The 14,433-nt window shown below is 39.2% G+C and carries 15 protein-coding genes; 9 read left to right on the top strand and 6 right to left on the bottom strand.

Annotation, left to right across the window (positions count from 1 at the left end; genetic code table 11):
• Positions 1-295 precede the first annotated feature (295 nt).
• From rpoD to CQZ96_RS08545, 6 genes are all read left to right on the top strand, one after another.
• Positions 296-2,239 carry an RNA polymerase sigma factor RpoD gene (gene rpoD / locus CQZ96_RS08520; protein WP_267313594.1) on the top strand — a complete coding sequence of 648 codons (1,944 nt, stop codon included), beginning with the start codon at positions 296-298 and terminating at the stop codon, positions 2,237-2,239.
• Positions 2,240-2,366: 127 nt separating this feature from the next.
• Positions 2,367-2,654 (top strand): YbeD family protein, encoded by a 288-nt coding sequence (locus CQZ96_RS08525; protein WP_004722529.1) that lies wholly within the window; start codon positions 2,367-2,369, stop codon positions 2,652-2,654.
• Positions 2,655-2,824: 170 nt separating this feature from the next.
• Positions 2,825-3,514, top strand: coding sequence for a lipoyl(octanoyl) transferase LipB (gene lipB / locus CQZ96_RS08530; protein ID WP_105713103.1), 690 nt, complete (start codon positions 2,825-2,827; stop codon positions 3,512-3,514).
• A 79-nt stretch (positions 3,515-3,593) separates the two neighbouring features.
• The gene (locus tag CQZ96_RS08535; protein WP_004722534.1) at positions 3,594-4,127 is read left to right on the top strand and encodes a hypothetical protein; all 534 of its coding nucleotides are present in this window, start codon (positions 3,594-3,596) and stop codon (positions 4,125-4,127) included.
• A 3-nt stretch (positions 4,128-4,130) separates the two neighbouring features.
• Positions 4,131-5,315 (top strand): iron-containing alcohol dehydrogenase, encoded by a 1,185-nt coding sequence (locus CQZ96_RS08540; protein ID WP_004722536.1) that lies wholly within the window; start codon positions 4,131-4,133, stop codon positions 5,313-5,315.
• Positions 5,316-5,648: 333 nt separating this feature from the next.
• The gene (locus CQZ96_RS08545; protein WP_004722537.1) at positions 5,649-7,061 is read left to right on the top strand and encodes an APC family permease; all 1,413 of its coding nucleotides are present in this window, start codon (positions 5,649-5,651) and stop codon (positions 7,059-7,061) included.
• Positions 7,062-7,135: 74 nt separating this feature from the next.
• On the opposite strand, the gene CQZ96_RS08550 is transcribed toward CQZ96_RS08545, so the two are convergent.
• Together CQZ96_RS08550 and CQZ96_RS08555 are read right to left on the bottom strand one after the other, a co-directional pair.
• Positions 7,136-7,693 (bottom strand): flavodoxin family protein, encoded by a 558-nt coding sequence (locus CQZ96_RS08550; RefSeq protein ID WP_105713104.1) that lies wholly within the window; start codon positions 7,691-7,693, stop codon positions 7,136-7,138.
• Between the two features lie 31 nt (positions 7,694-7,724).
• Positions 7,725-8,426 (bottom strand): SDR family NAD(P)-dependent oxidoreductase, encoded by a 702-nt coding sequence (locus CQZ96_RS08555; RefSeq protein WP_105713105.1) that lies wholly within the window; start codon positions 8,424-8,426, stop codon positions 7,725-7,727.
• Positions 8,427-8,593: 167 nt separating this feature from the next.
• Here CQZ96_RS08555 and CQZ96_RS08560 point away from each other — a divergent pair, with 167 nt between their 5' ends.
• The 3 genes from CQZ96_RS08560 to CQZ96_RS08570 all read left to right on the top strand — a co-directional run bounded on the left by CQZ96_RS08560 (position 8,594) and on the right by CQZ96_RS08570 (position 10,087).
• On the top strand, positions 8,594-8,995 hold the full coding sequence (locus tag CQZ96_RS08560) for a winged helix-turn-helix transcriptional regulator (RefSeq protein ID WP_105713106.1): 402 nt from the start codon (positions 8,594-8,596) through the stop codon (positions 8,993-8,995).
• A gap of 100 nt (positions 8,996-9,095) precedes the next feature.
• Positions 9,096-9,473 carry a hypothetical protein gene (locus CQZ96_RS08565; RefSeq protein WP_105713107.1) on the top strand — a complete coding sequence of 126 codons (378 nt, stop codon included), beginning with the start codon at positions 9,096-9,098 and terminating at the stop codon, positions 9,471-9,473.
• Between the two features lie 209 nt (positions 9,474-9,682).
• Entirely contained in the window at positions 9,683-10,087 is a 405-nt protein-coding gene (locus CQZ96_RS08570) for a hypothetical protein (RefSeq protein WP_056514392.1), read from the top strand.
• A 44-nt stretch (positions 10,088-10,131) separates the two neighbouring features.
• Here the strand turns inward: CQZ96_RS08570 and CQZ96_RS08575 are convergent, their stop codons facing one another.
• The 4 genes from CQZ96_RS08575 to CQZ96_RS08590 all read right to left on the bottom strand — a co-directional run bounded on the left by CQZ96_RS08575 (position 10,132) and on the right by CQZ96_RS08590 (position 14,337).
• The gene (locus CQZ96_RS08575) at positions 10,132-10,611 is read right to left on the bottom strand and encodes a tRNA (cytidine(34)-2'-O)-methyltransferase (protein ID WP_105713108.1); all 480 of its coding nucleotides are present in this window, start codon (positions 10,609-10,611) and stop codon (positions 10,132-10,134) included.
• 84 nt (positions 10,612-10,695) lie between these two features.
• Positions 10,696-12,069, bottom strand: coding sequence for a siroheme synthase CysG (gene cysG, locus CQZ96_RS08580; RefSeq protein WP_105713109.1), 1,374 nt, complete (start codon positions 12,067-12,069; stop codon positions 10,696-10,698).
• Between the two features lie 81 nt (positions 12,070-12,150).
• Complete coding sequence (serS, locus tag CQZ96_RS08585; RefSeq protein WP_105713110.1) at positions 12,151-13,422, bottom strand: serine--tRNA ligase; 1,272 nt, start codon at positions 13,420-13,422, stop codon at positions 12,151-12,153.
• A 108-nt stretch (positions 13,423-13,530) separates the two neighbouring features.
• On the bottom strand, positions 13,531-14,337 hold the full coding sequence (locus tag CQZ96_RS08590; RefSeq protein WP_105713111.1) for an RsiV family protein: 807 nt from the start codon (positions 14,335-14,337) through the stop codon (positions 13,531-13,533).
• Positions 14,338-14,433 lie beyond the last annotated feature (96 nt).

Here is a 14,433-nt window from a genome sequence, read left to right on the forward strand (position 1 = left end):
TAGGCGCTATTTATCTGTCTTCAGAAAACTTGTCAAGTTTTTTCCGTTTTTTTTACATTTAAATGCGAATTTGGGCTTTTTTCGAGCCCTATTTTATGTAATGATATAATCCACCCTGCGTCTTACTATTTTATGACATTTTCTGAATAGAAATCGCACGGGATGATCTTGAAAATAACAATTTCACCCCCACCTATTTGATTGAATTTAAATTCTGAATATTTTATCGGACAGTTTTATGCTGATTTCTTCCGATGGAATATGCGAGCTATTCAAAGATATATTTTAACAGATTGTGCAATTACGCACGGTTTTTCATTGCCACAGATTCAACGAGAAGAGAGTAAAGATGAGCGAAATGCATTCCCCTACTTCCCAAGTAGCGGCTCTTATTAGCCGAGGCAAAGAACAAGGTTACTTAACCTACGCTGAGGTTAACGATCATCTCCCAGACTCGATCACCGAAAGCGAACAGATTGAAGACATTATCCAAATGCTTCAAGACGTTGGTATTCCAGTTCATGAACGTGCACCTGAAACTGACGATGCAATGTTCGAAGGGAATAGCGAAGCTGGCGATGAAGTTGCAGAAGAAGAAGCTGCTGCAGTACTTGCCTCTGTAGAAAATGAGCCAGGTCGTACCACTGACCCAGTACGTATGTATATGCGTGAAATGGGTACCGTTGAACTTTTAACACGTGAAGGCGAAATTAGTATTGCCAAACGTATTGAAGAAGGTATTCGTGACGTTCTACATTCAATTGCATACTGGCCAAATGCTGTAGAAGTTGTTTTACAAGAATATAAAGATTATGAAACTGGCGAACGTCGCCTTGCCGATATTTTATCAGGCTATTTAGATCCTGAATCTGACGAAGTGATTCCAGAAGTTTTAGAAGACGAAGCTGAAGTTATCGTTGAAGAAGAAGATACTTCTGCAAAACCAACTAAAGAAGTGAAGTTGGATGATGAAGACGAAGAAGAAGAGTCTGAAAGTGATGACGATTCTGAAGGTGAATCTGGTCCAGATCCTGAAATCGCGAAAGCGCGTTTTGAAGAGCTAGAAGCAGTTTGGAACAGTGCAAAAGTCGCAATTGCACAACACGGCCGTAACAGTACCCAAGGTACTGAGGCAATGGAAGCTTTGGCAACTGTGTTTATGATGTTTAAATTTACGCCGCGTTTATTTGACATCATTTCAGAAATGATTCGTGGTACACATGAACAAATTCGTACCTCTGAACGTGAAGTGATGCGTTATGCAGTTCGTCGTGGTCGTATGGATCGTACACAGTTCCGTACATCATTCCCAGGTCAAGAATCAAATCCTGCTTGGTTAGATGAACAAATTGCAAAAGCACCTGCTGAACTAAAAGGCTATTTAGAAAAAGTTCGTCCAGATGTATTGGCATTCCAACAAAAGATTGCGGATATTGAAAAAGACCTTGATCTAAACGTAAAAGAAATTAAAGACATTTCTAAACGTATGGCGATTGGTGAAGCCAAAGCTCGTCGTGCCAAGAAAGAAATGGTTGAAGCCAACTTACGTTTGGTAATTTCAATTGCGAAAAAATACACAAACCGTGGTTTACAATTCTTGGATTTAATTCAAGAAGGTAACATTGGTTTGATGAAAGCGGTAGACAAGTTTGAATACCGTCGTGGTTATAAGTTTTCGACCTATGCAACATGGTGGATTCGTCAGGCGATTACTCGTTCAATCGCGGACCAAGCACGTACGATTCGTATCCCTGTACATATGATCGAAACGATTAACAAGATCAACCGTGTATCTCGCCAATTACTTCAAGAAATGGGTCGTGAACCGACTCCTGAAGAATTAGGTGAACGTCTAGAAATGGACGAAGTTAAAGTGCGTAAGGTGCTTAAGATTGCTAAAGAGCCAATTTCTATGGAAACGCCAATTGGTGATGATGAAGATTCTCATCTTGGTGATTTCATTGAAGACAGCAACATTACTTCACCAGTAGATGCTGCGACTTCAGAAGGCTTAAAAGAAGCAACACGTGAAGTACTTGAAAACTTAACTGAACGTGAAGCGAAAGTCTTAAAAATGCGTTTTGGTATCGACATGCCGACTGACCACACTTTGGAAGAAGTAGGTAAACAGTTTGATGTAACACGTGAACGTATTCGTCAGATTGAAGCCAAAGCTTTACGTAAACTTCGTCATCCTTCTCGTTCAGAACATCTACGTTCGTTCCTTGAAAATGACTAAGTTGAATTTGTTCAATCTATGAATACTTTCGGGACTTGAAAATCAATCGAGTAACCCCATTAAGTATTTAAGAGAAACACAATGCCTGCACTTATGCAGGCATTGTTGATAAATTAGAGGTGAAAAAATGTTAGACCGCACTCCATCTCGCGAATTACAAGAAGATCTTTGGGTTTTTCCAATGGATTACCCAATTAAATTGATTGGTAATGCGGGTGAAGAATTACGTGGTGCTGTAGTTGAAATTTTGGTAAAACATTTCCCTGAATTTAATGAAGCGACACTTGTTGTACAACCATCACGTACTGGTAAATATCATTCGATTACGGCTCAATTACGTTTTGAAGAGCTTGAGCAAGTGCATGCCTTGTATGCTGACCTTGCTGCTTGCGAACATATTCGTACTGCCTTGTAATGCTGAAATGAATTAAAAACACGCCATAATGGCGTGTTTTTTTGCACCCTGATTTTATCGGGGAATATGCCCTGCTGGCTTATTTGCAAATGATCAGCAATTGCTTTCACTTTTCCAAACTAAATTTCTTTATAATTAAAGCGATTTCTATATTTTAAGGGCACTTGTCTGTGAACGATGCTGTTCTAAAACCACATCTGATTATTCGTCAATATCAAGACTTAACGCCTTATGCCGAGCGTTTTCAGGAAATGAAATCTTTTACTGAACAACGTGATGAAAATTCTCCAGATCAACTTTGGATTTTGCAACATCCTGACGTACTGACTCAGGGTCAAGCCGGCAAACCTGAACATATTTTAATGCACAGTGATATCCCTGTTGTTCAATCAGATCGTGGTGGACAAGTTACCTGGCATGGTCCTGGTCAAATGGTGATTTATTTCATGTTTGATTTAAATCGCTTGAAATGGAATGTGCGTACATTGGTCACTTATGCAGAGAACTTAATGATCAATCTGCTCAAGAAATATGATGTCGATGCCTATGCCAAAGCTGATGCACCAGGTGTTTATGTCAACGAACGTAAAATTGGTTCACTGGGCTTTAAAATCCGCAGAGGACGTAGTTATCACGGGTTAGCATTAAATATTGATTGTAACTTAGATGGCTTCCATACCATTAACCCATGTGGTTATGCAGGTTTAGAAATGGTCCGTGTCAGCGATTTGATTAAAAACCACCCTGATTACGAGCAACTATCAAAAGATGTGATTGAGTATTTTCAACAGAGTGGTTACTTTAATGATATTGAAGTCATAGACAAAAAATCAAATGACCATGAAGTCATTCACAAATAAATCGCTTTATTTTTATCTGAAAACAAATTAGAGTAATTACTCTAAAACAAAAGTACAATTTTATATAAGGGACTAACGAGTGATTTCAAGTAAATCTATCAAACCCGCTTTAGAACAAGCCTATGTCAAACTCATGATGGATGTGATTGGCAGAGGTTTGGTCATGGCGAGTCAAGTTGATGATGAAATTAAACATGAAGTATCTGTACTCCCTGTTGGTTTTACATTATCAATGAAAGTTTTTCCAAACGGCGCTTCATTTATTGCCAGAGTCAATCAAAACAAGCAGCTTGAACTGGTTAAATCTTTAGACGCTAAGCCTGATCTATCGATTATTTTCAAACATGTTCATCATGCTTTTTTAGTCTTTTCATTTCAGGAAAGTACAGCTCAAGCTTTTGCAAATGACCGTATGATCGCAGATGGAGATGTGGCACACGCCATCCGTTTAGTGCGTTGTCTGAATAAAATGGAAGCATTAATTTTACCTAAACTGGTTGCTGAACTCGCGGTAAAAGAATATCCATCAGAATTAAGCTTAAAAGAAAAATTAGCGGGCGCTGCAAATATCTACCTTAAAGTTGCCCAATCATATTTAAAAGGGAGTGCTTAACACATGGCTAAACCATATTACGAATTTTTCTGTCCTGTAAAAGTGATCGCTGGTCATGCTGCACTCGAACATATTCCTTTCGAACTTGCATCATTAGGCGCTAAACGCCCAATGATCATCACCGATAAAGGTGTGCGTGCCAATCACCTTTTAGCACCTATTGAAGCTGCATTTGAATCTACTGATATTGAAATTGGCATTATTTTCGATGATGTTCCACCTGATTCAAGCCTTGAAACAGTTCGTGCTGCAGCACAAGCGTATCGTGAAAATAACTGTGATGCGATTATTGCTGTGGGTGGTGGCTCAGTTATTGATACCTCTAAAACAGCCAATATTTTAGTCTCTGAGGGTGGCGATGATTTACTTAAGTATTCAGGTGCACACAACCTCCCTCGCCCACTTAAACCATTTTTTGTGATTCCTACCACGTCTGGTACAGGCTCAGAAGTGACCTTGGCTGCGGTCGTATCAGACAATCAAAAAAATGTGAAAATGGCATTTGCCTCAAATTACCTAATGCCACATGCGGCGATTCTCGATCCGCGTATGACCCAAACATTGCCACCACATCTGACAGCAATGACAGCGATGGATGCGATGACACATGCTGTAGAAGCCTATACCTGTATCGCAGCAAATCCAATTTCCGATGCGTATGCAACTGCTGCCATCAAAAAGATCAGTACAAGTTTATTTGATGTACTGGACCATCCTAGTGATGCAACAGGTCGCTTAGAACTTGCTCAAGCCTCAACAATGGCTGGTATTGCATTTTCTAACTCGATGGTTGGTATTGTACATTCTCTTGGTCATGCTTTAGGTGCAGTAGCGCATTTGCCTCATGGCTTATGTATGAATCTCTTTCTTCCTTATGTTTTGGAATACAACAAGGAAGTGAATGGTGACAAGATTGCCGATCTATTATTGCCACTTGCTGGTGCTGATATTTATGCACAGACCCCTGCAAACCAGCGTGCGGATAAGGCCATAGAGACGTTAAATACCATGCGTGATCGTGTCTATCATTTGACTAAGCTTCCACGTACCTTGAGTGAAACAGGTAAAGTTACTCAAGCACAGCTGGATGAAGTTGCCGAAAAAGCGCTCAATGACGGCTCAATCATTTTCAATCCGAAAGAAGCAACCTTTAAAGATTTAAAGTCAATCTTAGAAAAAGCTTGGTAATTGTCTAAAATTGCGACAATATAGAGGGAGCTATTGGCACTAAGTCTATGTTTGCAGTGATGTAGTCTACAGATGAAATGTTGACAGCCCCCGATAGTAAATAGCCTGATGTTTATCTAAACATCGGGCTTTTATCTTGCAGAATGGGCAGTCACTTATTTTTTGATCAAGATGGCACGTTTTCTGCTAAAAAAGCCAACAAAGTTACTGACAAATGTGACCTTTTAGAGTAGATTGGCGCACTTTTGTTTTATTCTTAGGGGGGATCGTTCGTCTCAAACGATCCTTATAAATATGACTGATCCTTGATCAACGATTAAGAGGATAACGCCGTTGACAGATATCTCTGGGACTCAATCCACAGCAAAACTGAAAAAAAATCTTGTGCTGTGGCATATTATCATTATTGGTCTAGCGTATATTCAGCCACTTACCTTATTTGATACCTTTGGTTTAGTGTCCGACGGAAGCCATGGACATGTTCCAACTTCTTATATTTTTGCGCTTGTTGCCATTCTCCTGACCTCTATCAGTTATGGTCATATGATCAAGCGCTACCCTTCGTCAGGGTCTGCTTATACCTATGCGCAAAAATCGATTCACCCGAATGTCGGCTTTATGGTTGGTTGGTCTTCTTGGTTAGATTATTTATTATCTCCACTCGTCAACATCATTTTGGCTGATATTTACTTAAGAGCCTTATTCCCAGATGTGAATAACTGGATCTGGGTCATTGCACTGACGGCAATTATGACTGTGATCAACTTATTTGGTTCACGTTTTGTTGCTCGATTTAACAGTACCATTGTTGTGGTGCAACTTGCGATCATCTTCTACTTTGTTTATGAAGTTTACTTACTGTTAACTCAGGGTATTTACGCAGATGGCACCTTAAACCCAGATAAAGCTGAATTATGGTCACTTGCTCCATTCTGGAGTGAAATGACTGCAATTGGTGCGTTAATCGGTGGTGCAACGATTCTTTGTTTCTCTTTCACAGGTTTTGATGCGTTATCATCCCTTGCAGAAGAAACCAAAGATGCTGAAAAAACCTTACCAAAAGCAATTTTCTCTACAGCGTTGATCGCGGGTATTATCTTTATTTTTAGTACCTATTTTATTCAGCTATTTTTCCCAAGTAATGCCAATCTTTACTTTAATCCGCTGGATGAATCTCAACCTGTGATGCTTGAAGCACTTGGCAATGCAACCATTCTAACGGCAATTACAGGCATCGCATTTAAAAAGTTAGTATTGTATTTTGCGGTCATTGCTGTACTGGCTTCTGGTATTTCTGCACACGCTGGGGTATCCCGTTTGATGTATGTAATGGGTCGTGATGGCGTCATTAACAAAAAGATTTTTGGTCATATTAGTCCAAAATTACATACCCCGACTTATAATATTTTGATTGTCGGTGTTGTTGCGTTATCAGCAGGTTTTCTTGACCTTGAACATATTGTCAACTTAATTAGCTTTGGTGCTTTAACTGCCTTTAGTTTTGTGAATTTCTCCGTGATTTCACGTTACGCCTTACGCGATGGCAGAACAAAATCACTGAAAGAAATCATCAATTATGTGGTGATTCCATCTCTTGGTTTTGCCAGCGTGTTCTTGATGTGGTTAGAAATTGATGAAATGGCATTAAAACTCGGGCTTGCATGGGCTGTATTAGGTGTTGCCTATTTAGCCTATAAAACTCGTGGTTTCCGCTACCCTGCACCACAACATAATGAACATGAATAATTGATTATTGCATGTGTGATTAAATAAGAAAGGCGCTTTATGCGCCTTTCTTATTTTAGTCATATCAAGTGTAATTATGCTGCAATAAATTTTTCCGTAATCGCTTTGATTCGTTTTGCATATTGTTTTGCAGTCTCTAAATCACCGTTTGGAATCTCATCTGTACTGGCATCAGCAGGTGATTGAACCAATAAGCCGACAGAACCACCTAAGCTGTTCACATCCTGACGTGTGGCGCTTTTGGTGTTTGATGGTGCCAAACCAAGACTGACCCAAATACCACCATGTTGTGAAGCCAAGGTATGTAACGAAATTAATGTCACCTGCTTATCGCCATTTAAACTTGCGCTGTTGGTAAAACCACCGAAAACCTTGTCTGCCCATGCACGAGTAAACCAACGCTTAGAAGATGCATCTGCAAATTTTTTAAATTGCCAAGGTACACCGCCCATGTAAGTTGGCGCACCAAATACGATTGCATCTGCGGCATCTAAAGTGTCCCAATCCTGATCTTGAATATTGCCCTCTTGATCTACTTCGATGAGCGTTGCCTGAATTTCATTGGCAAAAGTTTCTGCAATGACTTTGGTATGGCCATAACCTGAATGATAAACAACAGCGATTTTTGACATGATAAGTCCTCTGATCTAGATGATAGGTATATTAATGTTTGATATAACTTGGAGGGGTTGCAGTTAGACCTTGTTTGAGTTGTTGGGTAGATTCCCCAACCAACACTTCAAAAGCATTTTGTTGAATTCCATCAAATACGTGTTGCGCCACTGTATGTGGTGAAATTTTGGCAATATCGAGTGACTGGGTTAAATCTGTGTCGATAAAACCGACATGTACCCCCATCACATGAACATTGGCTTTAGCTAACCATTGCCGAGTTGAATTGGTAAATGACCATGCTGCCGCTTTAGAAATCGCATAACTGGCTAGCATCGTACTGGGTTTCCAAGACACATCCGATAAAATATTGACGATATAACTTTCAGCTTGGCTTGCTAAAATTGGAGAGAATTGCTGAGTCGTATTGATCACACCATAAAGATTGGTGTCTAAAACCGTCCGTGTCACTGCTGCAATATTTGCGTCTACAGGACTCTCATTTAAGCGTGCAATACCTGCATTGTTGATTAATAGATTGACATCACCGCATTCCGCAACAGCTTTTTGAATAGATACGGGATCTGTAACATCTACAACAATCGGAATAATACCCTGTTGATTAAAATCTTGAAGATTACGCATTCCTGCATAAACTTTCTTGGCGCCACGTTGTATCGCTTGCTGGGCAAGTGCCAAACCTAAACCACGATTTGCACCCGTAATAAAAACGACCGCATCTGTTATTTTCATTAAAATCACGCTCATAAATATAAAAGGGTCGATCAACGCTATCAATCAGCAGAAGTTGTATTGACCTGATTAATTTATGATATACTTTTGAAATCTAGTATCAATTAGTTACTACGTGGTAACTGGTCATTTCTTGGTTATAACTTTCCAAATTGAGGTATATATTGATGACTAATACATTCAATTTTAATATTTTTCATCCAAATTGCCCGGCACGATCTTTTTTTGAAAAATTTGCAGATAAGTGGGTTTTGATGATTATTTATCGACTTCATCAGCACTCTCAACACTTCAATGAACTGAAAAAAAACTTAACTGGCATCTCACCTAAAGTACTTTCTCAGAAATTAAAAATTCTGGAAAGAGATGGATTTATCACCCGTACAATTCATGAGAACAATGTGATTCGTGTTGAATATGCATTAACCTCTCTAGGCTTTGAGTTTGCTCAAACTGCTTTATCATTTAAGCTCTGGGCTGAAGGCAATGTGCAACATGTCATTCGTGCTCAAAAACAATTTGATGCCATTCAAGCAAAAAATGAGCCAGCACTGTTGCAGGAAGCCTAAACCTCAGCACTCTAAATATGACTTATACTCAGCTTGCGATGTTGTAGCATGATATAAACTCAGCATCATTTGAATAAAACATAGCAAAGGGAAAAAAATAATGAAAATTACACTGCTCTTTCTGCTGACAATATCCAGCCATAGTGCGTTTGCGTCCTATGAAAACTCTTGTGATTTAGAGGTTAAACTTTTAGAAAACACCTCTACACGTACGCTATATATCAATAAAGATGGCTTAGGTGAAATTGAGGAAACAACACTCAACATAAAAGGTGTTGTAAAAAAAGCGCAAGCCGCTGGCCGAGCAGATAGTGGTTGTCAACACTATATCGGCAAAGTCTTAGAAGAAAATTTAAGAGATTTCCCAAATCGCTCTGAATTTAAAAAAGGACAAAAAATTAAACTGAATATCTTAATCACAGATTATAAAGGTATACCGAAATCTGAAACGACGACCTATTTAGGACCAGATAAATAATTAGTCAGCTCTGCTATGAAATCAATCCAATACATGCTGTGATCCTTTACACAAAGACACTTTGATACAATTTAAGCAGCAAAGAGTCATTACTTTTGCATGAATCATCAATTCCAATGCTATAAGTACAATGTGCACTCAACTAAAAATTTTACCTAGTGCAATACACTTAACATCTTATAAATAAAACATGTTAAATGGAAAAAATAATGAAAATACTATTCCTCTTTATCCTAACCCTATACAGCCATCGTGCGTTTGCTTCTTATGAAAACTCTTGTGATTTGGTGGTGAAGCTTTTAGAGAATACGACTATAGAGACCTTAGCTGTTGCTAGAAGTGATGGACTCTCACACAGGGGGCATATCCATCTTATCTCTTTTAAAGGCCTTGTAAAAAAAGCACAGGTTTCTCATCGAGCTGATACAGGCTGTCAACACTATTTAGGAACGGTGTTAGAAGATAAGATCATCTCAGACATTCACTACACAGCGAAGAAAGGACAAAAAATTAAAATAAATATTCGGATTAGGGATTTCAAAGGCAAATCCCAATCGGATGAAATCGTTTATTCAAGTCAAATTTCATTGATCCGCCCAAAAAGGCAATCATAAATGAATATGAATAAAAACCCATCTATTACGATGGGTCATGATTTTTATTTTAATTCTTTAAACCCTTGCTGACGCCATGCTTCATATAGAATCACTGCAGTGGCATTCGATAAATTTAGACTACGTGAATTCAGTGCCATAGGTAAACGAATCCAATGCGCCTGAGGGAACATCATACGAACATCTTCTGGTAAACCACGTGTTTCTGGCCCCATCAATAAAGCTACAGGTCGATTTAAATTTGAGGTATGTGGTGTTTCAGTACCTTTGGTGGTTAAAGGATAAATCGCATCAAGATCAATTCCCTGCCCTTTTAAATGATCCAAACATTCAGCAAAGTTTTCCCAAACTTTCATATGTGCCCATTCATGATAATCCAATCCTGCACGGCGCAACTTCTTATCATCCAGTTCAAAACCTAAAGGTTTGACTAAATGTAATTGTGCACCTGTATTGGCACATAAACGAATGATATTCCCTGTATTTGCAGGAATTTCAGGCTCGTATAAAACAACATGAATCACGGGAGATCTCTACTTATCAGAATACAACCTAAGTCCTTTAAAAAAGACCATGTCTGTTTTTTTAAAGAAAAATTTAGGCAGATATTATTGCCACTGTAACTGTTCGCGTAAACTCACCACTTCACCAATAATGGTCAAAGTAGGCGCTTGAATATGGTTTTCTTCAACTTTTGATGCAATATCTGCCAAAGTTCCAACCACCACCTTTTGATCCGGGGTTGTCCCTTTGGAGATCAAAGCCACTGGCATATTTGGACGTTGACCATGTGATATTAGGTTTTCACAAATTTTTTCTAGTCCCACCAAGCCCATATATAAAACCAATGTCTGATTTTCATAAACCAACTCATTCCAAGGTAACTCAGGTGAACCTTCTTTTAAATGTCCCGTCAAAAAACGAACGCTTTGTGCATAATCACGATGTGTAAGCGGAATCCCAGCATAAGCTGAACACCCTGATGCGGCGGTAATGCCCGGAACAACTTGGAACGTAATATTGGCTGCAAAAAGCTCTTGAATTTCTTCACCACCGCGACCAAAAATAAATGGATCACCACCTTTTAGACGGCAGACACGTTTGCCTTCAGTGGCATATTTGACCAGTAATGCATTAATCCCATCTTGTGGCACAGAATGATTTGAACGTGCTTTACCCACATAGATTTTTTCAGCATCACGACGACTCAATTCTAAAATCGCGGGGGACACTAAGCGATCATAAATCACCACATCCGCTTGCTGCATCAATCTAAGTGCTTTTAAGGTTAATAGCTCAGGATCACCTGGCCCTGCACCCACCAAATAAACTTCACCTTTTGGTTTTTGCCATTTTGTTAAAGCTTGTTCAATTAGACGATCCGCCTCTATGAGATTGTCATTAAACACCTGCTCTTTTAAAGGGCTGGCATATAAATCTTCCCAAAATATTCGACGTTCATCAGGATTAGTAATCTGTTCTTTAACTGCTTTACGCCATTTCCCAGAAAAATCAGCAAGTTTACCCATTCCATGTGGAATAGACGCTTCAAGCTGGGTACGAATCTGGCGAGATAAAACTGGAGAAGCACCATTGGTGGCAATTGAAACCACCATTGGTGAACGATCAATGATCGCCGGCACCATAAAGCGACAATGTGGAGGATCATCAACACTGTTGACCAACACATTTAAATCTTCACAAGCTTCAAAAACAGCTTGATTGACAGCTTTATCATTGGTTGCAGCAATCACCAAACGATAGCTACTTAGGCTAATTTGAGGATCAAATTTATCTGCATGATATTGCCCATGAGTTGAATGGACAATATCTAAGAGGTTTTGCTCTATATCAGGTGCAACCACATGAATCACTGCACCTGCTTTTGCAAGTAATACTGCTTTGCGGTAAGCAATACGCCCACCACCCACAATCAGACAAGGTTGCCCTTGTAGTTTTAATGAAATTGGGAAAATTTCCACAGTGTTCCTCAAAAGTTCAAATCTGATTGTACTAAGCAATATTTATGCACAAAACTGAACCAAATATCGAGTTTTCGACATTTAGTCGATAAATGTTGCACCAGCCATGTACGGGCGTAACACTTCTGGCACTTCAATAGAGCCATCGGCACGTTGGTAGTTTTCCATCACAGCCAATAAAGTACGACCGACAGCCAAGCCAGAACCATTCAAGGTATGTACCAGCTCAGTTTTCTTTTGGTCTGCACGATAACGCGCCATCATACGGCGCGCTTGGAAATCGCCCATATTTGAACAAGAAGAAATCTCACGATATGTATCTTGGCTTGGTACCCAAACTTCTAAATCATAAGTTTTGCACGCACCAAAGCCCATATCGCCACCACATAAAACGATTTTACGATATGGTAAGCCTAAAGCTTGTAAGATCCCTTCCGCATGACCTGTCAATGCTTCCAAAGCATTCATTGAATCTTCAGGTTTTACGATTTGAACCATTTCAACTTTGTCGAATTGGTGTTGACGGATTAAACCACGAGTGTCGCGACCATAAGAACCTGCCTCACTACGGAAACATGGCGTATGCGCAGCATATTTCAACGGTAAACGGTCAGCATCGATGATTTCATTACGGACAAAGTTTGTCACTGGAACTTCAGCAGTTGGAATCAAATAGTATTCTTTTTCGCCTTGTAATTTAAATAAATCTTCTTCAAATTTAGGCAGTTGACCTGTACCACGCAATGAGTCTGCATTGACAAGATAAGGTACATAAGCTTCGGTATAACCATTTTTCAAGGTATGGGTATCCAGCATAAATTGGGTCAATGCACGTTGTAAACGCGCCAATGGACCTTTCAATACACTGAAACGTGTGCCCGTTAACTTGGTTGCCGTTTCAAACTCCAAACCACCCATCATTTCGCCAAGATCTGTATGGTCTTTGATGTCGAAATCAAATTGACGTGGTGTGCCCCACTTTAAAACTTCAACATTATCACTTTCATCTTTCCCTTCTGGCACAGACTCATGTGGCATGTTTGGGATTGAGAGTAGTTTTGCTTCTAATTCAGCTTGAAGTTCATTCAATTCAACTTCAGCAGCTTTAATTTCATCACCAATCGCACCCATACGTGCCATGATTTCTGAAGCATCGCCACCAGATTTTTTGATTTGACCAACTTGTTTCGCACCCGAATTACGCTCTGCCTGTAAGTTTTCAGTTCTAGACTGAATTTCTTTACGGCGAGCTTCTAGTGATGCCCATTCTTCAACGTTGAGTTGTACACCACGTTTGGCTAAGGCTAAGTTTACAGCCTCGATATTATTTCTGATTAATTTCGGGTCGATCATAGTCAATCTAAAGGGTAAGAAAAAAACTGACTATAGTGTAAGCTCTTCACTGTAAAAAATACAGTGACAGAGCATTAGACATACATGAATTGTATGATTTGAAGACAATTAAGGTGTAACAGGTTTTTCTACAGTCGCTTCGACTTGAGGTAGACTTGGTAAATACTCAGCTTTAATCAAATCTTTTGCCACTTGATACGGCAGCTTTAACTCAGGCATACCTTCTGCATAAGACGTAAGTTCATATAATGGATAAACAAAAACCAGACCATTTACACCATAATAATAGTTATCGCTTAACTGCAATTTATCACGCGTAATATCTTTTTGAATCAACCAATTCGCATTGGCATCATAAAGCTGTTCAGCAACTTTTGCTTCGACGTTTGGTTTTAAAATATCAGTTAGGGCGAGGCGCTTTTGCGTGCTTAGATCGAATGTCACATATTCATTGTGATACATCCCATGAGCAGCACCTGCTGCATAGGTATAAGTCTGGATCACAAAAGTAGCTAAATTATTTTGTTGTGAAATAAAACGAACATAAATTGAATTTTGATTTAAACCTTTAGGTGAAGATTGTGCTTCACTTTCAGCTTGGACATGATTTTGATCTTTCTCAAATGCGCCAGGTACATCTTTTTTAATACGATTTAGAAAATACTCATCTAGCCAAGGCACATTACTTTTAACAGTTTGCAAATCATATTGCGTACAACCATCTTCATCACAAAACTGTTTTTTTACCACATTGACGCGTTCAACCTTGGCTTGAATCAGCGGTATTTGCGCGTGTTGAGTCGTACTTGCAGCTTGTTCTGCTTGAGGTGCTGGCTTTTCTTGGCATGCGCTAACCATGAGCATGCTGGATAAAAGAGATAAAAAAATCAGACCACTTTTAAAATTTACTTTCATTTCTATATCTTTAAAGCATATTTAGTAATAGCCCTATCATAAAACCAGAACCTTTAAATTAATATTCATAATTGTTAATTATTGAAATTTTGTTGT

This window comes from Acinetobacter sp. MYb10 (genome assembly GCF_002980175.2).
GTDB classification, from domain to species: Bacteria; Pseudomonadota; Gammaproteobacteria; order Pseudomonadales; family Moraxellaceae; genus Acinetobacter; species Acinetobacter guillouiae.